22 protein-coding genes are annotated in these 22,205 nt (G+C 70.2%); 4 read left to right on the forward strand and 18 right to left on the reverse strand.

Going from position 1 to position 22,205, the window contains the following annotated elements; all coding sequences use genetic code 11:
- Positions 1-149 precede the first annotated feature (149 nt).
- Complete coding sequence (locus ACIBJH_RS37440; RefSeq protein WP_399121394.1) at positions 150-1,910, forward strand: copper resistance CopC/CopD family protein; 1,761 nt, start codon at positions 150-152, stop codon at positions 1,908-1,910.
- A 14-nt stretch (positions 1,911-1,924) separates the two neighbouring features.
- On the opposite strand, the gene ACIBJH_RS37445 is transcribed toward ACIBJH_RS37440, so the two are convergent.
- Together ACIBJH_RS37445 and ACIBJH_RS37450 are read right to left on the reverse strand one after the other, a co-directional pair.
- Positions 1,925-2,803, reverse strand: a complete 879-nt coding sequence (locus tag ACIBJH_RS37445) for a haloalkane dehalogenase (protein ID WP_399121421.1) — start codon at positions 2,801-2,803, stop codon at positions 1,925-1,927.
- Positions 2,800-3,603: an SDR family oxidoreductase gene (locus tag ACIBJH_RS37450; protein WP_399121395.1), complete on the reverse strand. Its 804-nt coding sequence runs from the start codon at positions 3,601-3,603 to the stop codon at positions 2,800-2,802. The genes ACIBJH_RS37445 and ACIBJH_RS37450 overlap by 4 nt, the downstream gene beginning before the upstream one ends.
- A 105-nt stretch (positions 3,604-3,708) precedes the next feature.
- Between ACIBJH_RS37450 and ACIBJH_RS37455 the strand changes: the two genes are divergently transcribed.
- Positions 3,709-4,308 carry a TetR/AcrR family transcriptional regulator gene (locus tag ACIBJH_RS37455; RefSeq protein ID WP_399121396.1) on the forward strand — a complete coding sequence of 200 codons (600 nt, stop codon included), beginning with the start codon at positions 3,709-3,711 and terminating at the stop codon, positions 4,306-4,308.
- A gap of 17 nt (positions 4,309-4,325) precedes the next feature.
- Here the strand turns inward: ACIBJH_RS37455 and ACIBJH_RS37460 are convergent, their stop codons facing one another.
- The 11 genes from ACIBJH_RS37460 to ACIBJH_RS37510 all read right to left on the reverse strand — a co-directional run bounded on the left by ACIBJH_RS37460 (position 4,326) and on the right by ACIBJH_RS37510 (position 17,124).
- Positions 4,326-5,300, reverse strand: coding sequence for a cytochrome c oxidase assembly protein (locus ACIBJH_RS37460; RefSeq protein WP_399121397.1), 975 nt, complete (start codon positions 5,298-5,300; stop codon positions 4,326-4,328).
- Positions 5,301-5,394: 94 nt separating this feature from the next.
- Positions 5,395-6,801 (reverse strand): alpha/beta hydrolase-fold protein, encoded by a 1,407-nt coding sequence (locus tag ACIBJH_RS37465; RefSeq protein WP_399121398.1) that lies wholly within the window; start codon positions 6,799-6,801, stop codon positions 5,395-5,397.
- Positions 6,802-7,051: 250 nt separating this feature from the next.
- The gene (locus ACIBJH_RS37470) at positions 7,052-8,452 is read right to left on the reverse strand and encodes an alpha/beta hydrolase-fold protein (protein ID WP_399121399.1); all 1,401 of its coding nucleotides are present in this window, start codon (positions 8,450-8,452) and stop codon (positions 7,052-7,054) included.
- Between the two features lie 70 nt (positions 8,453-8,522).
- The gene (locus tag ACIBJH_RS37475; RefSeq protein ID WP_399121400.1) at positions 8,523-10,088 is read right to left on the reverse strand and encodes a GMC family oxidoreductase; all 1,566 of its coding nucleotides are present in this window, start codon (positions 10,086-10,088) and stop codon (positions 8,523-8,525) included.
- 74 nt (positions 10,089-10,162) lie between these two features.
- A complete protein-coding gene (locus tag ACIBJH_RS37480) occupies positions 10,163-11,119 on the reverse strand; it encodes a helix-turn-helix domain-containing protein (protein ID WP_399121401.1) in 957 nt (318 codons plus the stop codon).
- Between the two features lie 112 nt (positions 11,120-11,231).
- On the reverse strand, positions 11,232-12,437 hold the full coding sequence (locus ACIBJH_RS37485; protein ID WP_399121402.1) for an ABC transporter permease: 1,206 nt from the start codon (positions 12,435-12,437) through the stop codon (positions 11,232-11,234).
- Between the two features lie 41 nt (positions 12,438-12,478).
- Positions 12,479-13,171: an ABC transporter ATP-binding protein gene (locus tag ACIBJH_RS37490; protein ID WP_399121422.1), complete on the reverse strand. Its 693-nt coding sequence runs from the start codon at positions 13,169-13,171 to the stop codon at positions 12,479-12,481.
- A gap of 20 nt (positions 13,172-13,191) precedes the next feature.
- Positions 13,192-14,637, reverse strand: coding sequence for a peptidoglycan-binding protein (locus ACIBJH_RS37495; protein ID WP_399121403.1), 1,446 nt, complete (start codon positions 14,635-14,637; stop codon positions 13,192-13,194).
- The gene (locus ACIBJH_RS37500; protein ID WP_399121404.1) at positions 14,634-15,605 is read right to left on the reverse strand and encodes a hypothetical protein; all 972 of its coding nucleotides are present in this window, start codon (positions 15,603-15,605) and stop codon (positions 14,634-14,636) included. The genes ACIBJH_RS37495 and ACIBJH_RS37500 overlap by 4 nt, the downstream gene beginning before the upstream one ends.
- Before the next feature lie 56 nt (positions 15,606-15,661).
- The gene (locus tag ACIBJH_RS37505) at positions 15,662-16,465 is read right to left on the reverse strand and encodes a hypothetical protein (protein ID WP_399121405.1); all 804 of its coding nucleotides are present in this window, start codon (positions 16,463-16,465) and stop codon (positions 15,662-15,664) included.
- 2 nt (positions 16,466-16,467) lie between these two features.
- Positions 16,468-17,124 carry a SigE family RNA polymerase sigma factor gene (locus ACIBJH_RS37510; protein WP_399121406.1) on the reverse strand — a complete coding sequence of 219 codons (657 nt, stop codon included), beginning with the start codon at positions 17,122-17,124 and terminating at the stop codon, positions 16,468-16,470.
- A 175-nt stretch (positions 17,125-17,299) separates the two neighbouring features.
- Between ACIBJH_RS37510 and ACIBJH_RS37515 the strand changes: the two genes are divergently transcribed.
- Positions 17,300-17,764, forward strand: a complete 465-nt coding sequence (locus ACIBJH_RS37515; RefSeq protein ID WP_399121407.1) for a hypothetical protein — start codon at positions 17,300-17,302, stop codon at positions 17,762-17,764.
- A gap of 35 nt (positions 17,765-17,799) precedes the next feature.
- Here the strand turns inward: ACIBJH_RS37515 and ACIBJH_RS37520 are convergent, their stop codons facing one another.
- The 5 genes from ACIBJH_RS37520 to ACIBJH_RS37540 form a co-directional block, all read right to left on the reverse strand.
- The gene (locus ACIBJH_RS37520) at positions 17,800-18,684 is read right to left on the reverse strand and encodes a tetratricopeptide repeat protein (RefSeq protein ID WP_399121408.1); all 885 of its coding nucleotides are present in this window, start codon (positions 18,682-18,684) and stop codon (positions 17,800-17,802) included.
- Positions 18,685-18,733: 49 nt separating this feature from the next.
- Positions 18,734-19,141: an NUDIX domain-containing protein gene (locus ACIBJH_RS37525; RefSeq protein WP_399121409.1), complete on the reverse strand. Its 408-nt coding sequence runs from the start codon at positions 19,139-19,141 to the stop codon at positions 18,734-18,736.
- 99 nt (positions 19,142-19,240) lie between these two features.
- Positions 19,241-20,230: a hypothetical protein gene (locus ACIBJH_RS37530; protein WP_399121410.1), complete on the reverse strand. Its 990-nt coding sequence runs from the start codon at positions 20,228-20,230 to the stop codon at positions 19,241-19,243.
- Between the two features lie 209 nt (positions 20,231-20,439).
- The gene (locus ACIBJH_RS37535; RefSeq protein WP_399121411.1) at positions 20,440-20,865 is read right to left on the reverse strand and encodes a hypothetical protein; all 426 of its coding nucleotides are present in this window, start codon (positions 20,863-20,865) and stop codon (positions 20,440-20,442) included.
- Positions 20,862-21,140, reverse strand: coding sequence for a CopG family transcriptional regulator (locus tag ACIBJH_RS37540; RefSeq protein WP_399121412.1), 279 nt, complete (start codon positions 21,138-21,140; stop codon positions 20,862-20,864). The genes ACIBJH_RS37535 and ACIBJH_RS37540 overlap by 4 nt, the downstream gene beginning before the upstream one ends.
- 234 nt (positions 21,141-21,374) lie before the next feature.
- Here ACIBJH_RS37540 and ACIBJH_RS37545 point away from each other — a divergent pair, with 234 nt between their 5' ends.
- Complete coding sequence (locus ACIBJH_RS37545; protein ID WP_399121413.1) at positions 21,375-22,097, forward strand: hypothetical protein; 723 nt, start codon at positions 21,375-21,377, stop codon at positions 22,095-22,097.
- Positions 22,098-22,205 lie beyond the last annotated feature (108 nt).

Below are 22,205 nucleotides of genomic sequence, written 5' to 3' on the forward strand. Positions count from 1 at the left end.
GAACGGTTCTTCCGTACCTAACCCGAGGCCTGCAAGTCCGAAGACGGAGATATGACGTGCGCCGACGACGGAATGAGGGACAGCGTTTTGGACGCGACGGAGTCAACGGCGACTACCGAGGCAGTCGGCGCCGAGGAGTTCAAGGGCTGGTGCTGCTGGGCACCGTGCTGGTCCTGCTCCTCCTCGGCAGCGCGGGCACCGCGTCCGCGCACGCCGCCCTCGAATCCACCGCCCCCGCCGACGGAAGCGTCCTCAAGTCGGCCCCCCGCACGCTCACCCTCACCTTCTCCGAGTCCGTCGCCCTCCTCGACGACTCCTTCCGCGTCTACGACCCCGACAACAGGCGGGTGAAGACGAGTTCCGCGCACCACGCGAAGGACGCCGGTGACACGGCGAGCGTGACCCTCCCGGCCAAGCTCGGCACCGGCACCTTCACGGTCGCCTGGCGTGTGGTCTCGGCCGACAGTCACCCCGTCTCGGGCGCCTTCACCTTCTCCGTCGGCAAACCCTCCGCCACCACCACCCCGATCAGCACGGCCCCGGACGAGGAGCCGTTGACGGGCAGCCTGTACGACATAGTCCGCTACTTCGCCTACATAGCCGCCGCCCTCCTCATCGGCACGGCCACCTTCATGGCCCTGTGCCGCCCCCCGAACCCCACGGTCCTCAACAAGCCGATCCTCACGGGCTGGTGGACCCTCCTGGCGTCGACCCTGGCCCTCCTGATCCTGCGCGCCCCCTACGAAGCGGGCACGGGCCTGGCCGCGGCCTTCGACCCCTCCGCTCTCCCCCGCACGCTCACCACCCGCCCGGGTCAGGCCCTGGCGGCCCGCCTGCTCCTCCTCGCCGCAACGGCCTTCTTCCTCCTACGACTCCGGGGGCGGGACCGGTTCGGACGGGTCGCCCTGGGGACGGGCGCCGCCCTGTCCGTCGGCCTGGCCCTGACCTGGGCGTCGGCGGAACACGCGTCCGCCGGCATCCAGGTACCGGTGGCGATGACCTCGGCGGTCCTGCACCTGCTCGCGATGTCGGTCTGGCTGGGCGGCCTGACAGCCCTGCTCACCGTCCTCTACCGGTCGCCCGACCTCGACGCGGCCCCGGTCGCCCGCTTCTCCCGCCTCGCCTTCGTCTCGGTCACCGTCCTGGTCGTCACCGGCGTCTACCAGTCCTGGCGCGGCCTCGGCTCCTGGAACGCCCTGACCGGAACGTCGTACGGCCGCATCCTGCTCGTGAAACTCGGCGCGGTGGTCCTGCTGCTCGTGGCGGCGGGCTGGTCGCGCCAGTGGACGGCACGGCTGGCGGGAGCGGAAGTGCCGCTCCAGGTACCGGAGTTGGTGAAGACCGGAGCAGAGGGGACGTCGTCCTCCACCGGCCAGGGTGAAGGTACGGGCCTCCCGGACCCCGGAGCCGGTGACGGTTCCCCGGACGGATACCGCCGCGGCCTGCGCCGCTCGGTCCTGCTCGAAGTCGCCGTCGGCGTCACGGTGTTGGTGATCACCACCCTGCTGACCAACACCCTGCCGGGCAGGGCGGCGGCGGAGGCCCAGCAGACGGCGACCCCGGCCGGCATCCCCGCGGCCTCCGTCACCATGGTCCCCTTCCGCGTCGGCAACGCCGGCGGCAAGGTACAGATCACCCTCGACCCCGGCCGCGTCGGCCTGAACTCGGTCGAGGCGGTCGTCTACGGCCCCGACGGCGGCTTCGCCACGGTCCCCGAACTCCGCCTCTCCTTCACCCTCCCGGCCCAGAAGATCGGCCCCCTCGACGCCGACATCAAGGACGAGGGCGGCTATTGGGGCACCAACTCCCTCAACATCCCCATCGCCGGCACCTGGACGATGAAGGTGACCGTCAGGACGTCGGACATCGACCAGGTGAGCGTGGAGCGGCAGGTACGGATCGTGCGGTAGCAGGGCACGGCTTCTCAGCCGAGGAGCCCGTGCCGCTCCACCCACCCCGATATCGCCCCGGCGATCACCTCCGGCCGGTCCTCCGGTGTGTGGTGGCCGGCCACCGTGTCGGAGTGCTCGATCTCCAGGGCCGCGATGTTCGCGGCGCACCAGGCGACGATGTCCGAGGTCGTCATCGTCCCCGCCCCGGGGGCGAACGTCAGCAGCAACTTGGGCACGTCCGGGCTGGACGTCAGCCAGTGGTCGTACGCCTCGATCCTGGTCACGACGTCGGCGGGTTCGCCGTCCAGTGGCATCGAGCGGGCCCAGCGCAGGAGGGGGCGGCGGCTTTCGCGGGTCGGGTACGGCTCTCGGTAGACCGCGAGGTCGGCCGGTGCGAGCGGGGTCGTGGTGGAGGCGGGCAGGGCCTGTTCGATGAAGGCGTTCTCGTCGAGGAGCATGGCCTCGCCGACGCCGTCCGTCTTGATCGCGCGGAACAGCTCCCGGCCGCCCTCGGGGAACTCCTCCCAGGTCATCGGCTTGACGATGGTCTCGGTGAACGCGATGCCCCGCACCCGGTCCGGATGGCGCGCGGCCCGGTCGAAGGCCAGGGCACCGCCCCAGTCGTGTCCCACCAGCACCGCGTCCCGCAGCCCGAGCGCGTCGAACCAGGCGTCCAGATAGCGGGCCTGGTCGGCGAAGTCGTAGGAGACGGCCGGCTTGCCCGACTCGCCCATGCCGATGAGGTCGGGGGCCAGCAGGCGCCCGGACGTCATGCCCGGCAGGACGTTCCGCCACAGGTGGGACGAGGTCGGGTTGCCGTGCAGGAAGACGATCGGCGCTCCGGTGCCCGACTCCCGGTGCGTCATGGTCGAGTCGAGGACGTGCGTCGCGTGAACCGTCGTCGCCGTCATCGGAACGCCGCCGCGTTGCGCTCCGCCCACGCCGCGAACGTGCCCGGCGCCCGCCCCAACACCCGCTCCACATCAGGGCTCACCAGCCGCTCCTCCTCGGTCGGCTCGCCCAGGATCGCCAGCGTGCCCTCGACCACGGGCAGTGGCATGAAGCGCGCCATCAGGTCGTACGCCTCCGCGCGGGTCTGCTCCGTGAAGGTCACCGGTTCGCCCAGTGCCGCCGCTATCGCCGCCGCCCGCGCGCGGGGTGTCGTAAGAGCCGGACCGGTCAGGGTGTAGGTCGCGCCCACGTGCCCGTCCTCGCGCAGGACGGTCGCGGCGACCGCCGCCACGTCGTCGGGGTCAACGAACGGCAGGCCCACGTCCTCGAAGGGTGCCGCCGCCATGCGCCGGGCCCGGATCGACTCGGCCCAGGCGAACGCGTTGCTGTCCAGCCCGCCCGGCCGCAGGATCGTCCAGTCGAGCCCCGACTCCCTTACGGCCGCCTCGAATTGGCGGGGAAGCGCGTACACCTCCGGTCGCGTCCCCGCGCCCTGCGAGGACACCAGCACCACCTTGCGGACACCGGCCGCCTTCGCCACGTCCAGGACGTCGTACGGCCGCTCGCCCGCCGCCAGCAGGAACAGCGCCTCCGCGCCCTCGAACGCGCCCCGCAGGGTCTCCGGTTCGGCCAGGTCGGCGGCCACCGTCCCCGGCCCGCCGATGTTCCGGGCCAGCGCCGTCACCGGGACCCCGTCCTCCGTGAGCAACCGCACCAGCGTCCGCCCCACGTTCCCGGTCGCACCCGTCACCACGATCATCTCGATACCCCCGTCGCCGTATGCGCGTGTGAGTTAGTTGGCTGACTGACTCCGTCGGGAGTGACGCTAGCACGATCACCCTGCCCGTTGTCTATAGTTAGTCGGATGACTGACTCAAAGGATTCCCGGCCCGCCCGGTCCGCCGCCGTCGGCAAGCGGCAGCGGCTGACCACCGCCACCGCCCGGGTCCTGCACGAGCAGGGCGTGGAGCGCACGACCATCGCCGACATCGCCCGCGCCGCCGACGTCCCGACGGGCAATGTCTACTACTACTTCAAGACCAAGGACGAGCTGATCGAGGCGGCCCTCTCCGAGCACACGGGCAACCTCGCGACCCTGACCGCACGGCTCGACCGGCTCCCCGACCCGCGCGAACGACTCAAGGCCCTCATCGGCGGCTGGGTCGACCAGAAGGACATGGCCGCCCGCCACGGCTGCCCCATGGGCACCCTCGCCGTAGAGCTGGACAAGCGGTACGAGGACGGTCTCGATCTTGCCGCGGGGCAGGTCATACGGGGGTTGGTGGACTGGGTGGAGGAGCAGTACCGGCAGCTCGGCGCGGCCGACCCCGCGGGGCTCGCGCTCACCCTCGTCGCGGCCTACCAGGGCATGTCGTTGCTCTCCAACGCCCTGCGCGACCCGGAGATCATGACCCGTGAAGGGGCCCGGCTCATACGGGAGTTGGATGCCCTGGTCGTGGCCTGAGGGCCTCGGGGGAACCCCTACCGCTGTCCCCGGATGCGCTGCGCGACCTCGCTGTTCTCGGTCTCCCACCAGGGGCGGACGAGTTCAGGACCCTCCGTCGATGCCACGGCCTCCGTGGGCGTGACCCGCTCCAGTTCCGTGTCCAGCCGCCGGTCCAGCGCCACCGTCTCGGCGCGTTCCGTGCGCGCCCACTGGACCAGGATCGCCAGCAGGAAGGGGATCGCGACCAGTTCCGCGAGGCCGACCATCGCGCCGCCGCCGAGCTGCTGGTCGTGCTGGACGTCCGGGGCCCAGGACGGGGAGTGGGCGAGGTACCAGCCCCCGGCGATCAGCGTGCCGTGGGTCATCACCACGATGCCGGGCACCGCGTCGATGATCCCGTCGACGAACACCAGCGCCGCCCGCACCGGATGCGTGCACCAGGCGGGCAGCGCCTCCTCACGGGTGAGCACGGGCAGCACGAACAGGCTCCCGGCGAGCAGCAGTTGGAGGTACAGGAGCTGGTGCAGCCAGTTGTTCGCCAACGCCGTTTCGAAGTACGGCGTGAAGTAGATCGTCAGTTCCGTCGTCAGGACGAGGACCGTGCTGACGAGGGGGAAGGTGAGCAGCCGGAGCACGCGTCCGGTCATGGCTCCCTGCGTCCGTGCCGCCGCGCGTTCCGGCAGGGCGCGCAGAGCCAGCCGCAGCGGATCGCCGAGGGCCAGGCCGAGCGGGGCGATCAGGTCCAGGAGGACGTTCTGGACGGCGGCCGGCCAGAACAGCACGCGGTCGTACACGGCCAGCGCGGACATCGTGGCGACCACGATCGTGCCGAGGCCGAACACCGCGAACGCGGCGGTCCGTGCCACCGGCCAGCTCTCGCCCCGGCGACGCAGCCGCAGGACGCCCCAGCCGTACAGGCCGCCGAGGAGTACGACGACCAGCAGCGCGGGGACGTCCGCCTGCCAGGAGGAGAACAGCCGTCCCACGGTGAGCTGTGGCGGGTTCTCCATCGCGATCTACCTCCACCCACGCCTGCCGGACCTGCCGCAGCACTCTATGCCGCCGAGTGCCGCGGCCAGGACCCGCCCCCGTGGTCGGCCGGAGCTACATCGACTGGCGCATGATCCAGTCCCGGATGCCGGGGATCGTGTACGCGACCTGCCAGGTGGCCATGTGCGCACTGGTCGTCGAGCCGGTCGGTACGACCGTGCCGGCCTCGAACGCGGCGAAGTTCACCGGCGTCCGCTGCGCCTTCATGCTGCGCACGTCGGCCGCGAACTCGGCGGCGGTGGACTGCCCGTCCCACAGCGCGGTGCTGACCTGCGTGCCCTGCTCCTGGATGACCGCGGTGATCGCCTGCTCGCCGGGGTAGGCCTTGGTGTCGTCGGCGGAGACGAGGATCCACAGGTCCTTCTTCGCCAGCGGCGCGGCTTGCGCCTCGGGCCACTGCCCGGCGACGATGAACGCCGCCGCGAACAGGTCCGGGTACTTGATGTTCAGGCCGAGCGACATCATCGCGCCCATCGACTGACCGGTCGTGTAGCGGCGCTTGCGGTCGATGCTGTACTGCTGCGTCACGGACTCGACGAGGTTGGCGGTGGCATCGAAGAGCGTCGACGGCAGGTAGTCGTCGTCGATCACGACGGAGCCGTACTCGGGCGCGAGCACGAAGGCCTCGTGCCGGGCCTGGTCCTCCGGGCTCGCCCAGCACACCGCGCCCAGACCCTGCACCAGCGGACCCTCGGTCGCGACGTTGACCACGCTCGCGTCGTGCATGAACAGCACCAGCGGGTAGCTCTTGCGCGGGTTGTAGTCCTTGGGGACGAACAGGTTGTAGTTCAGGGTCTGACCGGTCGCGGGGTCGGCGAAGGTGAACTGCTGGAAGTCGTCGACGATCAGGTTCTTCACCGCGTCGGTGGTCAGCGCCGTGCTGCTCGCGGGGTACTGCGTGCCGTGGGCCGTTGTCACCGTGCCGGCCTGCGTGAGCGTGGCCTTCGCGGCGACGATGGTGCCGCCGGGCGTGGTGTCGCCGACCTTCGGGCCGCCCGCCCCGACCCCGCCGCCGGAGTCGCCCGTGCCGGTCCCGGTACCGCCGGTGGGCGGGGTGCCGCCGCCCTGCTGCGTCACCCACAGCGCCGCCGCCGTGTCGTCCGGGGACAGCTCGACGATGACGTAGCGGCCGTAGCGCGCCCGGTCGGCGAGGTCGGCGGAGCGGTTCGTGTAGACCTTGGTCACGGTGCGATCGGTGACCGTGAACGTCGAGGTCGAGAGCGTCCGCGCGTCGATCTCTCTGTCGTACTCGACCGCCACCGCGACGAGCTTCTGCCCGGCTCCGAAGACCTGGGTGATGGCCGTGAGGCCCTTCACATGGTCTCCGTCCGAACCGGCCGCACCGGTCGCGGCCGTCGTCCCGCTCGCCTCCTGCGCGGAGCTGGGGGACGCGCCGGCGAACACCACCAGGGCCCCCGCCGTCGCGGTCGCGGTACCGGCCATGAACCTACGCCTGTCCATGAAGGTGAGCTCCTTCGATCGAGGTTGTCAGGGCTGCCGGGCGCCACTGTCCTGCCTCAATCTGTGAAGCGACAGGCGAAACAAGAAGCGTTTTCACAGGGGACGCAGAAGTTCCCTGGTCGTCCCGGTGAATTCGCTTCGCGCAACCTTAGTTGGCGCGGGTTATCGCGCCACAATTATTGACCCGCATTCGCCCGATTCGGCGGCGGCGAAAATTCGACGACGAAAACAGGCCGTATTCAGAGCGAACTCAGAGGGACTGGTCCATGACCCACTCCCGGATGCCGGGAATCGTGTAGGCGACGTGCCAGGTGGCCATGTGCGCGCTGGTCGTCGAGCCCTTCGGCACGACCGTGCCGGTCTTGAACGCGGCGTAGTTGACCGGCGCCTTCTGCGCCTTGAGGCTCCGTACGTCGGCGGCGAACTGCGCGCCCGTGGACCGCCCGTCCCATACCGCGGTCGCCACGGCCGTGCCCTGCTCCTTGACGACCTTGGTGATGGCGTTCTCGCCGGAGTAGGACTTGTCGTCGTCCTGCGAGACGACGATCCAGAGTTTCTTTTTCGCCAACGGCTTCGCCTGGTCGGACGGCCACTGCCCGGCGACTACGAAAGACGCCCCGAACAGTTCCGGATACTTGATGTTCAGCCCCAGCGTCATCATCGCGCCCATCGACTGACCGGTGGCGTAGAGCCGTTTCTCGTCGAGGCTGTACTTCTTCGTGAGCGCCTGCACGAGATGCGCGGTGGTGTCGAAGAGCGGCGACGGTTTATAGGTGTCGTCGATCACGACGGAGTCGTACTCGGGCGCGAGCACGAAGGCCTCGTGCCGGGCCTGGTCCTCGGGGCTGGCCCAGCACACCGCGCCGAGCCCCTGCACCAGCGGACCCTGTGTCGCCACGTTGACCACGCTCGCGTCGTGCATGAACAGCACCAGCGGGTAGCGCTTGTGCGGGTCGTAGCCCTTGGGGACGAACAGGTTGTACTTCAGGGTCTTCTTCGTCACCGGGTCGGTGAAGGCGAACTGCCGGAAGTCGTCCACGATCAGGTTCTTCACCGCGCCCGTGGTCACCTTCGTGGCGCTCGCGGGGTAGCGGCTGCCGGAGGTCGTGGTCACGGTGCCGGTCTGGGTGACGGTCGCCTTCGCGGCGACGATGGTCCCGCCCGGCGTGCTGTCCCCGACCTTCGGACCGCCTCCGCCGGGGGCCGCGCTGGAGGAACCGGTCGGCGAGGTACCGGTGGGCGAGGAACCGGACGCGCTGCCGCCGCCCTGCTGGGTCACCCACAACGCCGCCGCCTTGTCGTCCGGCGACAGCTCGACGACGACGTAACGCCCGTCCCCGCCCCGCTCGGCGAGGTCGGCGGACCGGTTCGCGTAGACCTTCGTGACGGTCCGCCCGGTGACCTTGAACGTCGACGTCGACAGGGCCGAACCGGTGATGTCGGCGTCGTACTCGACCGCCACCGCGATGAGCTTCTGCCCGTCGCCGTAGACCTTGGTGATCGCGGTGGCGCCCCGGATGTGCCCGCCGGCCGGAGCCGTCGCGCTCACGGCCTCGCCCTCGGCCCGCGCCGTGCAACCGGCCGTTCCGCCGAGCACGGCCAGGGCGCCGACGGCACCGGACCCCACGATGAACCTGCGCCTGTCCACCACGACGGACTCCTTCGGTGAGCTGCGTTCCGCTCCCACCTCAACCCGGCCCGGGGCACCCCGCAACGGCAGATCAGCCGCTGATCAGGAACTCCGCACACCGCTCGCCGATCATCACGGTCGGCGCATGCGTGTTGCCCGACGGCACCGCCGGCATGACCGAGGCGTCCGCGACCCGCAGCCCCGGCACCCCGTGCACCCGCAGCAGCGGATCGACGACCGCGTCCGGGCCGGTGCCCATCCGGCAGGTCCCGACCTGGTGGTGATAACTGGCCAGGTTCCGCTTCACATAGGCGGCGATCTCGTCGTCCGTCACCACATCCGGCCCGGGCGCGATCTCCCGCGCCCGCCACTCGCCGAGCGCCTTCTGCTCCCCGATCTCCCGCGACTGCTTCACCGCCGTCACCATCGCCCGCAGGTCGTACGGCTCCTCGAAGTACCGCGGATCGAGCGCGGGCGCCTCGGCCGGGTCGGCGGACCGCAGCCACAGCCGCCCGCGGCTCAGCGTCCGGATCGTGCCCGGCGCGACGGTGTAGCCGTGGCCCTCCTCCGGCACGTCCTGTCCTACGACGGGCAGCGGCACGTGGGACATCACCGGCTGCAGGTCGGGGGCGGCGAGCGCGGGATCGGTCTTCGCGAAGTACTGTGCCTCGATCTTGTTGGACGTGCCCGCGGGCACCGGCCGCGCCGACTCGTACACCACCGGCGCGAGCGCGTGATCGTGCAGATTGGCCCCGACGCCCGGCAGATCGGCGACGACCCCGATGCCGAGGGCCCGCAGTTCGTCGGCGGGCCCGATTCCGCTGAGCAGCAGCAACTGCGCCGAGCCGATCGTTCCGCCGGACAGCACGACATCGCCCGCACACCGTACGGCGACGGTCCGGCCGTCCTCGACGACCTCGACCCCGGTCGCGCGCCCGCCCTCGACGAGCACCCGGACCACCGGCGCACCGGTCAGCACGGTCAACTGCGGGCTGTCCAGCACGGGTTGGACGAACGCCGTCCACGCGCTGACCCGCCGCCCGTCGCGCACATTGAGATGGAGGAGATTGACCCCGAGGATCTCCTCGCCGTTGCAGTCGTCGTTGTACGGGATCCCGTACTGCTCGCACGCCTCCACGAACGCCACGGAGACCGGGTTCGGGGAGTGGTTGCGGGTGACCGGCAGCGGCCCGCCCGACCCGTGGTACTCCGAGGGCCCGTCCTCGAAGTCCTCCGAGCGCTTGAAGTACGGCAGGACCTCGTCGTACGACCACCCGGTGGCTCCGTACCGGGCCGCCCAGTCGTCGTAGTCCGAGCGGTGGCCGCGGACGTGGATCATCGCGTTGATGGCGCTGGTCCCGCCGACGACCTTGCCGCGTGGCCAGAACACCCTTGTGCCGTCGGCGTGTTGCTGGGGTTCGGTGAGGTAGGCGTAGTCCTCGGGCGAGGTCCACAGCTCCCACATGCGGTCCGGGTCGTGGAGGGCCGGGTTGTCGTCCTGGCCGCCGGCCTCGATCAGGAGGACGCTGCGGCCCGCGTCCACCAGCCGGCGCGCGACGACACAGCCGGCCGAACCGGCGCCCACGACGATGTGGTCGTAGGTCTTCCGCGTGTTCTTCCGCGTGTTCTTCGGTGTGTTCTTCGGTGTGGCTTCCATGGCCGAAGGGTGCGGCCTCGGAAGGCGTCCCGGCTTTCGTGGCGGTGCACGGGCAGTTGCCCGGCTGAGCACGGTCACCCGGTCGTCGTCGCCGCGCGGGCCTCGCTCGGGCTCATGCCGTACGCCGTCCGGAAGGCGTGGCTGAAATGGGCCGGGCCAGGGAAGCCCCAGCGGCTGCCGATCGCGGCGACCGGGAGATGGGCCAGGGCCGGGTCGGCGAGGTCGCGGCGGCAGTGCGCGAGCCGGTGTTCGCGGATCCAGCCGGAGACGGTGTACCCGTGCTCGGCGAGGAGTTTGTAGAGGTAGCGGCGGGAGACGTGGTGCGCGGACGCGATCCGGTCCGGGCCCAACTCCGGGTCGTGGAGGCGCTGTTCCATGTAGGCGAGGATGCGCCGAGTGAGCACTTCGCGCCCGTCGTCGGTTTCTCGCGTCCGGTCCGCGCCGGTGTGTTCCGCGAGGAGGGTGCCGACCAGATCGGCCACGCTCTCGGCGAGCCGGGGAGTGCCGAGCGACTCCAACTCGTCGACCTGGCACGCCAGTCCGTACAGGAAGGGGCGTACGACCGTGCCGAGCCCGTCCCGGCACGACACCGAGACCGCCGTCACGCGCGCCAACTCCCGTTCCGGCAGCCGCAACATGGCCCGCGGGAACATCAGGGCCAGACTGCGGCCGGGCCGGTCGGTGTCGAGGGTGTACGGCCTGCGGGTGTCGTAGACCGCCAACTCGCCCGGTTTCAGCTCGGCTTGGTGATCACCTTGGGTGAGGACGCAGTGCCCGGTCAGCTGGAGGCTGACCTTGACATGGTCGGACGCGTCCGAGTTCGCCGGGCGCCGGGTACGGGCCGTGTGCGGCGGAGTGGCCACGACGGACACCCGCACCTCACCGACCCGCGCGATCCTCAACTGCGCGTGGAAATCGGGCCCTTCATGCGGCACGATCTCCAGCGGCACGAAGGTGCGGCTGACGATCTCGCGCCAGAACTCCAGCCGCGTCGCGGAGTTCTCCGCACGAGGCGTCGTGATCGAGGACATCCGCGGCTCCCCTCACCGCTCCGGCACCGGGCGAGAGGAGTGTAAGTCAGCAGGTCGGCCCTGTCTCCGGTCGTGCCGCTACGACGATCGTGCCGCCATGACAGTCGTGCCGCTACGACGGTGCGCGCAGGGCGTCCACCGGTTCCATGCGGGCGGCGCGCAGTGAGGGGTAGAGGCCGGCGAGGAGTCCGACGAGGGCGCCGGCGAGCGGGGCGCCGAGCGCGAGGCGTAGGTCGAGCACCGGCGTCCACTCCTTGACCACGGCCACGCACACCACGACCGCGATGCCCAGGGCCGCGCCCACAACTCCCCCCAGCAGCCCGATGGTTGTCGACTCCAGCAGGAACTGCCCGGCCACCTGCCGCCGGGACGCGCCCAGCGAGCGCCGCAGCCCGATCTCGCCGACGCGTTCCATCACCGTCACCAGCGTCACATTGGCGATGCCGATCGCACCGACGACGAGGGAGACCAGCCCGAGGACGAGGAACAGGCTGTTGGTGTCGTTCTGGACTCCGGCCCGCGCCTTGGACAGGTCCGGCGGTGCCTCGACGGAGAGCGAGTCCTGGTGCCCGGGCGCCAGCGCGATCGGTGCCTGCCGTGCCACCTGCTTCGCCGCGCCGAGCGCGGTGTCGACCAGCACCCGGGTGATGTCCGTCAGCCCGATCCGGTCGGCCGCGGTGGTCGGCGGCACCAACACGGCCGTGGACAGCCGCTGTTCGCGCCGGATCCCGCCGAGGATGCCGATCACGGTGTACGACTGCCCCTTGAAGAAGACCGCCGGCGCGTCCTCCACCCGCTTGATGCCGAGCAGCTTCGCCGCCTGGTCGCCGAGCACCACCACATGGTCGTGCCGGGCGATGTCCCCGGAGTCGTAGAACCGTCCCGCCGTCATCGCCCCGTGCACAGCGGCCGGCAGACCCGCCGAGGCGGCGAGCACGGCGAGGGTCTGGCCGGACATGTCGCCGGGCGCGGTCACGTCGTTGGACCGCACCAGCACGCTGTCCGTCGCGTCCGAGTCGGCGAGCGCCGCCACCGCGACCACACCCGCCAGCCTCCGTACGGCGTCGGTCCCCGACCACGGCACCAGCGGCCCGGCGTCCTCCTCCCCGGGCAGCGGCGCCGGCACGGTCACGGTCACCGATGTCGCGGTGAGGGCGTCGAACCGGCCGACGATCTGGTTGCCCGCGGTGGACGCCACCCCGATGGTGATGACGAGCGTGGTGATGCCGAGGACCGTACCGAGCGTGGTGAGCGCGGACCGCACCGGCCGGGCGAGCACCCCCGCGAGAGCCTCCGTCCACAGGTCCCGCGGATCCATCCAAGGCCGCTCGACCAGCCCTTTTCCTTCTCTTCTCCCTGTCACCGGTCCTCCGTCGTGAGGCGCCCGTCGGTGATGCGGACCCTGCGGCCCGCCCGCCGGCTGACCGCGTCGTCATGGGTGATCACGACCAGGGTCATCCCCTGGGCGCACAGGTCGTCGAAGAGTTCCAGCACGGAGAGCGTGTTCTCGGTGTCCAGGTTCCCGGTCGGCTCGTCGCAGAGCAGCAGCGCCGGATCGCTGAGCAACGCCCGTGCGATGGCGACCCGTTGACGCTCACCACCGGACAGCCGGTCGGGCCGGAAACCCACCCGGTGCCCCAACCCCACCTGTTCCAGCGCCAGATGGGCCCGCGCGAGCCGCCCGCCGCGCCCACGTCCGGCACGCGGCCTGCGGTACGTCTCGGCCAGCATGACGTTCTCGTCGACCGTCCGGTACGGCAGCAGATGGAAGGACTGGAACACGAACCCGATCCGGCTCCCGCGCAACGAGGTCCGCTCCAGATCCCCGAGCCCGGTGGTCTCCACCCCGTCCAGCAGATACGACCCCGCCGTGGGCCGGTCCAGCAGCCCGAGCGTGTTGAGCAGCGTCGACTTCCCGGAACCGGACGGCCCGACGATGGCCAGGTGTTCACCGCGCCGCACCGTCAAGTGCACGTCGCGCAGGGCGTACACGGGCGGCTCGGAGGGGAATGTCCGCTCCACGCCGGTGAGTTGGATGACGGTGTCGAGCATGCTCTCGACCACGGTGTCGGTCACTCGCCCACCACCACCCTCTCGCCCGCCGTCAACGTGCCCCCGGCGGGCTCGACCTCGACGATCCCGGCGGCGGAGAGCCCGACGGTGACATGGACGTCGGTCACGGTGTCGCCGTGGGCGACCTGGACCCTGGCCAGCCCGTCGGACGAGGTGTGGATCGCGGCCATCGGCACGGTCAGCACCTTGCCGTCCGAGGCGCCCACCTTGATGGTCACCTTCACGGCGGCCCCGGCCTCACCGGCGAGCGGCCCGGGCTCCGGGACGGTGATGCGCACCTGGACTGCGGCGGTCGAGTCGGAGCCGGCGGCCGAGTCGGTCTCGCCGGTGGCGGAGGGGGCCGTGGCGGAGGAGTCCGCGCCCGACGACGAATCGGAACCAGAACCAGAACCATCCGCTACGACGTCCACCGTGCCGGTCGCCGACTTGCCGTCCGCCGTGGTCAGTTGGGCCGTCATCCCGTGCCGCAGGAGCTGTGCGTCCGTGCCGGGGACGGCCGCCTGCACCACCACGTCGGAACTGGTCACCGTACCGATCTGGCCGGACGGGGCGTCGCCCGTCTTCACGCTCACCTTGTCCAGCCGCGCGGGCAGCTTCGGCAGGAACACGACCTCGCCGGCCGGGACCTTCGTGCCGTAGGAGGCCTTGAAACCGCTGAGCGCGTCGTTCGCCAGATCCAGCGCCTTCTGGGCGGACTTGACCTGGATCTCGTGGACCTGCTGGTCGGTGCTGGACTGAGGGCTGGGGGAGGCGGAACCGGTGCTGGGGGAGGCGCTGTTGGTGGTGAGAAGCGCCTCCTGCGCTGCGGAGACGGCCTGTTCGAGCGAGCCGAGCTGCTGCTGGTCGGAGGGGCTCGGCTCCTGGGCGTCGTACCCCTTGCTCTTGTACCAGGCGGCGACCGCGCCGGCGGTGCCCTGCCCGTACGTCCCGCTGATCGATCCGGGGTCGAACCCGAGCCGCCGCAGGGCTTTCTGAAGCTGTGTCACATCGTCGCCGGAACTTCCGGGCCCCAAGGCGCGGTACATCGGCACGGAGCCGCCGAGCGCGAACACCGGACGGCCGTTGACCGTCATCAGTACGTCGCCCTCCTTGATCTTCGTACCGGCGACCGGCGCCTTGGTGACCCGCTGCTCGGTGCCGTCGCCGTCCGTACTGGCGGACGTCCCCGTGCCGACCGGCCCGGCCAGCGAGAGCGGCCGCGGCGAGGCGAACTCGACGGACCCGGTCGCCACCACACTCGCGGTGAGCGACTGCCGGACGACCGCCACCGTCACCGGCCCGGCCTTCGGCGCCGTGTGCGCGGCGGCGGCGTCCGCGGGCGACTGCACCTGCGTACCGGCGAACCACCCACCCGCCCCGACCAGCACCACGGCTCCCACGACGACCCCAAGTCGCCTACGACCGCTGCCGATCCGGCTCGTACCCTCTCCCTCCGGGCGGCTCATCCGTTCTCCCCGTAGTACGGCTTGGCCTTCTCCTTGGGGAAGTACGCGGCGCGGAACTTCTTGCCGCAGTCCAGGTCCTTCAAGGCGATGTCGATGTCCTTGTCGAGGAGGGGCAGCGCGGTCTCCCTGCTCATCGACATGAAGTTCTCCGGCAGCTTCCGGGAGATGTCGAGGCGCACCATGTCGACCATGCCGGTCGGCTGGGTGGTGGAGACGGGGATGCCCTGTCCGGTCAGGCAGGTCGCGAACTGCTGGGCGAACTGCACGAGTTGGGTGTCTCCGTTGAGCGCGAGGCCGTTGGCGTGGTTCGCTTCGTCGCGGGCCTTCTCCGCCTTCTTCTCGGCCGCCGCGCTGAGCGCCGGCCCGTGCGCCGCGACCCGCCCGGCCTCCGAGCAGCCGCCGAGCTTCTCGTCGGCCTTGCTCTTCGCCGGAGGACCGCTCAGCGCGATGTCGTACGCCTTCTTCTGGGCGTCGGTCAGCCCGTCCTCGTCGTGGTCCACGGGTGTGGTCCGCTTGGCCTGCGCGGCCTTGCTGAAGGGGACGTTCGGGTCGTTCGGGTAGACGGCGCCGGCGTAGTACCCGAAGCCGTACTTCTGCCGGAACTTCTTCGCCCGCGCGTAGTCCTCCCCGTCGACCGCCGCGAGCGGATCGACCGCCGCCGAGGTCCGCACGTACGGGGTGTAGGTGAAGCCCTGCTTCTTCATGCAGACCGCGATGGCGTTCTCTTCGATGTACTGCTGCTTGGTCGCCTCGTCCACGCCGTCGGGGACGGTGAGTTGTACGGCTCCGTCGGCCGTGGTGGTGGTACCGGATCCGCCGGAACCGCCTGAACTCCCGCTCGACGCGCTCGACTTGGCGCTCCCGCTCCCGCCGCCACCGCAGGCGGCGAGCAGGGGCAGGAGGCCGACGGCCAGTGCGGTGATCACGGGGCCGCGTATGCCGGGCGCGCTGAATTTGGGCATGCTCATGCCATCCTCGTTGTCAGGGTTGATCAAGATGTGTGTCGTGGGTGCGGTGCGTCAGCTCAGCCGCCGGTCTCCTCGACGGCGTCGAAGATGCGCGGGTCGGTGGCCACTTGGAGCAGGGGAGTGTCCGTCCAGGGACGGCCGCGCCGCCCGCTGTCGGGGGCCTCGTCGAGCGAGCCCGCGATCACCTGAACCGTCCATCCGCCCGAGGTCAGGTAACTGACCCCGGTCGCCCAGGAGTTCTCGTTGCGGGGGCCGCTCGGCCTGGGCAGTCCCATGTCGGACACGTAGTAGAGCAGCACGCTGCCCGAACCGCGCCTGGTCAGGCTGCACTTGTAGATCAGGCCGTTCCACGGAGAGGCGAGCACGCGTCCGGTGCTGTTCAGGCAGGCCTGCGCCGGGTGGGCGTACGACGGGTCCACGGCGGTCCGACTGAGGCCCACATAGAGGTCGGCGGTGTTCCCGTCGGCGGTGGTCACCCGGAAGTACCGTCCGGGCCGCAGGGGTCGGCTCGGATTCCCGACCTTGATCGCCGTGCCGTCGCCTCCGCGCAGGATCGACCGCAGCAGCTCCAGCGACGGATACCAGACCGTCGGTTCCGCCGCGGGCAGCGTCGGCGCGCTCTGCGGCCGGGGCGCGAGCAGCGTGTGCCCGCCGACCGCGAGCACGCCCGCCATGACGGCGGCGCTCACGGTCGCCCCGACCCGCCGCCGCCGCCGACGCAGCCGCGTGCCGCGCACGACCGCGCCCGGCACGAGGTCCGGCATGGGCGGCTCGGGTCCCGAGCCCAACTCACCGAACACGTCGATCAGTTGGGACTCGTACGAGAACCGGTCGAACTGGTCATCGCCCTTCCCGCCCATGCTCACCACTCCGCCCGCAGATAGTCGGTGCCGGTGCCGGTGCCGGTGTCCGTGTCTGTCGTGGTCCCGGTCCCCTTCCCCGTAGCCCCGGTCCCGGGGTTCTTGCCGAACTCGGGGTCCTTGCCGGACTCGGCCAGGATGCGCCGGAGCGTGCCCAGCCCCCGGGAGGTCTGGCTCTTCACCGTGCCGACGCTGCACCCCAGCGCCGCCGCGGTGGCCTCCACGCTCTGGTCCTCCCAGAACCGCAGCACCAGCACCGCCCGCCCGCGCGGCGGCAACTGCCGCAGAGCGTCCAGCAGCGTCAGCCGCAGATCCGGATCCGAGACCGGGGCCACCACGTCCTCCGGGGGCGCCCCCGTCCCCGTCCCCGCCCGCTCCCACCACCGGCGCCGCCGGGTCTCGTCGATGAAGGTCCGGTACAGCACCCGCCGGGCGTAGCCGTCCGGCGACTCCAACTGCCGTACCCGACGCCACACCGCGTACAGCTTCGCCAACGCCGTCTGCGTCAGGTCCTCGGCCAAGTGCCAGTCCCCGCACAGCAGATGGGCCGAACGGCGCAGGTGTGCCTGCCGGCTGCGCGCGAAGTCGTCGAAGTCCAGCCCGTTTTCGACGACACCACCGGCATCGGAGACGTCCTGCCCGACCGGCGTCCGGATCACAGGCCACCTCCGCCCGGCACCGGCAGGGTGCGCGGTGAGAAGTACTTCATGCTTATCGAACGGGTATACAGGGGCGGGAGGTTGTCGCCTCCCGAGAAAATTCCTCAACGGGGTGGTTGCAGTGGTGGAGCGTTCATCGAGTGGGGTCGCGTTGCCGGCGGAGGTGAGTTACCGCATGACGATGTGGCAACGGACAGCGCCGGCCCTGCCGGCGGTCTTCGCCACAACGGTCCTCTTCATCAACATCAGGACCGGCATGCCCCGCCCCGGCGGACTGCTTGGCCTGGCGACATTCTGGATCCTCCTGCTGACGGTGAAGACCGTGTTCCCGCCCCGCTTCGGCATCACCCTCACCCCGTCGGCGGCCGTGGTCCACAACCTGCGCCGCCGCACCATCCCCTGGTCCGACGTCCGAGGCATCCACACCGAATCGATCCGCCGCACCACGACGATCGTCCTCTACGAGGCGAACGGCCGCTTCACCCGCCTACGGGCACCCAGCACCGGATTCCACGGCCGGGACCGCCACTTCGAGGAGAAGTTCCACGTCATAGAAAACTGGTGGCTGACCCACCGGGGCCCCGACTGGAGCCCGGTCTCGGCCCCACCGGCCCGGAACCAGGTCACCCCTCCCGCCTGACCGCCGTCGGCAGGGCCCCGACACGCTGGTGAGCATCACCCGCCGTGCGGGCGGGCCGTGCGGATGAGCGTCTCGGCTTCGGACGAGCGGCCGGCCAGCTGACCGGCGGTGCGTATCTGTTCGTCGGTCATACCCCGCCGCACCATCTGGACCGCCTCGTGGAGCCCGTCCCCGTAGCCCCTGCCTCCGTCGCCTTTGTCGAGCATCGCCAGGAACCACCGCACGGCCTGGACCGGGTCCGGCACCGTACCCAGGCCGTCGCGGTACCGGCACCCGGCGGCGAACATCGAACCGGCGTGACCCCGCTCAGCGGCATACACGTACCAGCTCAGCGCCTCGGCGTCCGCATCGACGGAGGCGAGCCTGTCGCCGAGCACGGCGGCGGCCTCGGTCACGCCCCCGGCGACGGCCTGACGCAGCAGCCGCAGACACTGGTCGTGGTCCCTGGCCCGGACATCGCCCGTGATGTGCATGCCCGCCAGGTTGAAAGCGGCGTACGCGTCGCCGGCCTTCGCAGCCGCCGTAAAAAGGTCCTCGGCCCGTCGGCCGTCCGGCTCGACTCCGCGCCCGGTGCGATACATCAGGCCCAGCGTGCGCTGAGCCGACGGATGCCCGGCGCGTGCGGCGGCGGTCGCGTAGGCCAGCACCAGCGGTACGGCGGACTCGTCGAAGAAGTCGAGCATCACACCGGCCAGCAGCGCCATCGCGTCGACGTCCCCATCGTCGGCCTGGCCCTTCAGGGGCGGGACAGCCGTGACGACCAGGTTCGCCGATTCCAGACTCCCCGCATTGGCACCAGCGACCCAGGCCGCGACAGCCGTCTTCCAGTCCCCTACCGCAGCGGCCCGCCGACCTCGCTCGACGGACTCCGCGGCGGAATCACTCGCTGAGGGGACGGGCGGGACGGGCGCATCGCTCATGGGGGGACATCCTGCCGTACGGGCCTGCGCCCGCCTGGACTGCTTCGGATCAGGAAAGCCACCCGACCTCGTGAAGCGCGTCGAAGACCAACGCGTCGACGGCCGACACCCGGCGCCGATCGGCGTACCGGAACCACGCCTTCTCGGCGATCTCCGACGCCGGGATCAGCTCACCGCGGTGATCGGCGGTGTAACAGATCATTCGGAAGGGACCGTGCTCGGGATGCCCCTCACCGATCTCGAACGTGCCGAAGCGCACCATCGAACCGGGGTCGATCTCCGCCCGCAACTCCTCGTCGATCTCACGCATCAGGGTCTCGTCGTCGGACTCACCCGGCTCACGACGACCGCCCGGGAGGTAGAAGAGATCTCTGCCGTGACTACGCGTCACCAACACGTGATTGTCCCGAACCAGGACCCACGCCACCTTCTCCGGCGTGCTGTTGCCATTCCCCATGGTCCGAGACGGTAACGGCCGTCCTGCGCGAAGGAGCCCGAACTCGGACCACGGGTGCTGCAGTGGTACCGAGTGGTACTCGGCGCAGGTTCGGCAGCGTCACCCGCGGTGGAAGACGTCGAGCGGGCCGTAAGCGGTCGGCTTGCTGTCGGCCAGCTCGGGGTGGTTGGCGACGCGGTCCCGGAGGATGCCGATGGTGTCGGGCCACACGGTGAAGTGCGCTCCGTCGCCGGTGAGGATCCGGTCCCAGTCCTGGGAAGCCGAGACGCCGGTCCGGTCGATGACGAAACCGCGGCACTCGGCCGCGTCCTGGTCGAGTGTGCGCACCAGTGCCGCCACGGCCTCCTCGCGGTCGGGTGCCGGGACGTCGGTGAGGCGCAGTGTGATGCCCTGCGTCGTCTCGTCCGTACGTCGCACGATGCCGGTCAGGGACTGGTCGTAGCCCTTCCAGCAGGTGAACTCGGCTTTCGAGTAGCGGTCGTCGGCCAGGGCGGCGGCGAGGGCCGTGCCGTCACCCATGAGGGGCTCGCGGTTTCCGGTCGGCGTCTCACGGAACCCGAAGAGGGCGTTCGTCAGGGGGTGTACGGCGGAGAGTCCCGCGTTCTCCAGATGGGCGAGGAACCGACGGGCGCTCGTGCCGGTCAGCTTCGGCACGTACCAGGTGAAGAAACCGAAGGACTTGGGAACGGCCGCGGCGGGGGCGCTGTCCGGGAACTCCTCCTGAAAGATGTGCCTGGCCCGCTCGTCGGGCACGGCGGGGGCGGTGTAGCCGTTGGCCCGGATGTGCTCCAGGAAGTCCTGCGGCAGGGCGACGTGGTGACGGCGCACGTAGTGCACGAGGTCGATCGGCCAGATCCAGGTGCCGTCGGTCAACAGGGACTCGGAGCCGGCGATCCACTCGTCGTCGGCGAGGGCGTCGCGCCGAGCGCCCATCGTGGTGTAGATCTCCCGGGCCGATTCCAGGTAGGCGAGGACGCGGTCCTCGTCCCAGGGCCCGCTGCTCCGCACGTCGTCGCGCAGGGACGGCGCATCGCCCGCGGTGGCATCCGGGCCGCTGATCTCCCGGTAGAAGCCCGCTCGCTTAGTCATCTTCACTCCCGTGGGCCTGCCGTCAGTGGGCCATGGGCAGGTAGGTGCGCCAGTAGCCATTGTTGCCCCCAACACGCTTTCCAAATGTTCGTCTGGGGGTTCGGGGCGGGACGGGGGCGTTCTGACCTGGGGTGGAGTAGGCCATCGGACGGATGGCGGACGACGCCGGACGGCGACGAATGAGACCAGAACTGAGACCAGGGCGCCGGTCATACTCGCTTGACGACGATCGATTCCGGAACCAGCTTCTCCAGGTCGTCCACGTCCGATGTGAAGATGGTGACCTGCCCTTTCTGCTGTCTGGCGATGATGGCGAGCACCGCGTCGATCGCGTACTTGTGGCCGTGAAGCTTGGCGTCGGACAGGAGTCGGCGGGCCTGGCGGGCCTCGTCCTTCCCGATGTCGGCGACTTTGAGCCGGGAGAGCGCCCAGTCCCAGCGCTGCTCGGTGGTTCTGCCGTCGTACGCCTCCACCAGCGTCATGGGCGACGTGACCACTTCGGCTTCGCCCCGTGCTGCGAGATCGAGCCAGGCGATCATCTTCCGGTCGCCACGCACAGCGAGGGACAGGGCTTCACAGTCGAGTACGAAGGCGCGCAGTGGCCGCTGCCCGTGCTCACTGGCTCGCTTGGTCACGCGGCCTCTCCGGCGTTGTGTCCTCCGGCGGTGAGGCGACGCTCGTGCTCGGCGTCGAGCTCTTCCAGCTCCGAGAGTGCTGCCGCGCGCTCGTCCTCGGTGACCGCGCCGTGTTCCTCCTGCAGCCAGTCGACCAGTTCCAGCAGTCGGTCCCGATCGCGCTTGAATCGCAATGCTTCGGCGACATACGCCGAAAGTCCCCGCTCAGCCGCCTCGGCGCGGATCTCGTCCAGGAGATCTTCGGGGATCGTCACCGTTACCTTCTTGGTTGCCATATAAGTCACCATACTCTTGGTGTGAATGCCCCTACCGGACTGCCGTGACCCGTAGGGCAAGGAGGCCAATGGCCAATCCGTGAGCCCTGCCCATGCGTGATCGCCGACTTGTCCCGCTTCACTCGGCCACCGTGTGCCGTTCACTCTCATCAGCGCATGCTGCGTCGGATGAGAATGGTTGTCCTTCGCGGTGGTGAGCCTCCTGCCGTTGACGGAACGACAGGAGGAGAGTTCATGTCCCTGCTGCCTTCGGCAGACGTCTTCAGGTCGATCGAGCTAAAGGTTCCGCAGCTGCTCGGTGGACAGTTGGTCTGTCCACATGTACCCGGGGAGAGATGTTCGGTCGGCGAGCACCTCACGCTCTCGGAGGCGAAGGAAGCGGCGGCACGGAATGCCGCTGATGCTGCTGTGCGGGATGCGCTGTGGCGGTGCGTGGGGCGCGATGCCCGAAGCGACGTGCCGAACTTGGCTCAGCGTGGCCAGTTGCTCGCGTTGTACTTCATCATCCCCTACCTGCGGAAGTCGGCCGCGAGAGTCTCAAGGAGGCTCTGCGTCGATGTCGCAGAGGTGAGGTCAGCCATGGTCGTGGGCGCGTTGTACGGGCTGGCACTGGCCGCTGAAGCCGACGACGTCCGTGATGAGGTCGTCCGGGCTGCCAATGCCGCCGGCTGGGCGGTGGAGCGGTCTGATCCGGCCGAGCGTACGACGGATCCGCACAGCCTTGTCCACCGTGCGAGCCTCCTTGACGACGACTACTCGCCCATCCGCAACGAGTCGGACATCCAGGCCGTCGGTGAGGTGGACTCTTTGCTGGGGGAGCGCATCAGCGGGGAACGCATGGGCGCTACCTTGCACCGCCTCGGGCTCTTGGCCGCGTTCCTCGCCTCGGGTTCGGGGCAGATGCCCGGGGGTGAGTCCGACGAACTTGAGGTTCCCCTCCTACTGTGGAGACCGTGACCGGAGGGATAGCTGGGGTCATGGCATCCAAGAAGCGCCTCTACGATGCGGAGTTCCGCGAGGGGGCGGTACGGATCGTGATGGAGACCGGGAAGTCGATCCCGGAGG

It is taken from the genome of Streptomyces sp. NPDC050548 (genome assembly GCF_044457385.1).
Classification (GTDB): Bacteria; Actinomycetota; Actinomycetes; order Streptomycetales; family Streptomycetaceae; genus Streptomyces.

What these genes read in the sequence shown, in the direction of transcription:
- ACIBJH_RS37445 (WP_399121421.1), bottom strand. Translation starts at nt 2,803, where the DNA reads ATGACGGCGACGACGGTTCACGCGACGCACGTCCTCGACTCGACCATG.
- ACIBJH_RS37450 (WP_399121395.1), bottom strand. Translation starts at nt 3,603, where the DNA reads ATGATCGTGGTGACGGGTGCGACCGGGAACGTGGGGCGGACGCTGGTG.
- ACIBJH_RS37455 (WP_399121396.1), top strand. Translation starts at nt 3,709, where the DNA reads ATGACTGACTCAAAGGATTCCCGGCCCGCCCGGTCCGCCGCCGTCGGC.
- ACIBJH_RS37460 (WP_399121397.1), bottom strand. Translation starts at nt 5,300, where the DNA reads ATGGAGAACCCGCCACAGCTCACCGTGGGACGGCTGTTCTCCTCCTGG.
- ACIBJH_RS37465 (WP_399121398.1), bottom strand. Translation starts at nt 6,801, where the DNA reads ATGGACAGGCGTAGGTTCATGGCCGGTACCGCGACCGCGACGGCGGGG.
- ACIBJH_RS37475 (WP_399121400.1), bottom strand. Translation starts at nt 10,088, where the DNA reads ATGGAAGCCACACCGAAGAACACACCGAAGAACACGCGGAAGAACACG.
- ACIBJH_RS37480 (WP_399121401.1), bottom strand. Translation starts at nt 11,119, where the DNA reads ATGTCCTCGATCACGACGCCTCGTGCGGAGAACTCCGCGACGCGGCTG.
- ACIBJH_RS37485 (WP_399121402.1), bottom strand. Translation starts at nt 12,437, where the DNA reads ATGGATCCGCGGGACCTGTGGACGGAGGCTCTCGCGGGGGTGCTCGCC.
- ACIBJH_RS37490 (WP_399121422.1), bottom strand. Translation starts at nt 13,171, where the DNA reads ATGCTCGACACCGTCATCCAACTCACCGGCGTGGAGCGGACATTCCCC.
- ACIBJH_RS37495 (WP_399121403.1), bottom strand. Translation starts at nt 14,637, where the DNA reads ATGAGCCGCCCGGAGGGAGAGGGTACGAGCCGGATCGGCAGCGGTCGT.
- ACIBJH_RS37500 (WP_399121404.1), bottom strand. Translation starts at nt 15,605, where the DNA reads ATGAGCATGCCCAAATTCAGCGCGCCCGGCATACGCGGCCCCGTGATC.
- ACIBJH_RS37505 (WP_399121405.1), bottom strand. Translation starts at nt 16,465, where the DNA reads ATGGGCGGGAAGGGCGATGACCAGTTCGACCGGTTCTCGTACGAGTCC.
- ACIBJH_RS37515 (WP_399121407.1), top strand. Translation starts at nt 17,300, where the DNA reads ATGACGATGTGGCAACGGACAGCGCCGGCCCTGCCGGCGGTCTTCGCC.
- ACIBJH_RS37520 (WP_399121408.1), bottom strand. Translation starts at nt 18,684, where the DNA reads ATGAGCGATGCGCCCGTCCCGCCCGTCCCCTCAGCGAGTGATTCCGCC.
- ACIBJH_RS37525 (WP_399121409.1), bottom strand. Translation starts at nt 19,141, where the DNA reads ATGGGGAATGGCAACAGCACGCCGGAGAAGGTGGCGTGGGTCCTGGTT.
- ACIBJH_RS37530 (WP_399121410.1), bottom strand. Translation starts at nt 20,230, where the DNA reads ATGACTAAGCGAGCGGGCTTCTACCGGGAGATCAGCGGCCCGGATGCC.
- ACIBJH_RS37540 (WP_399121412.1), bottom strand. Translation starts at nt 21,140, where the DNA reads ATGGCAACCAAGAAGGTAACGGTGACGATCCCCGAAGATCTCCTGGAC.
- ACIBJH_RS37545 (WP_399121413.1), top strand. Translation starts at nt 21,375, where the DNA reads ATGTCCCTGCTGCCTTCGGCAGACGTCTTCAGGTCGATCGAGCTAAAG.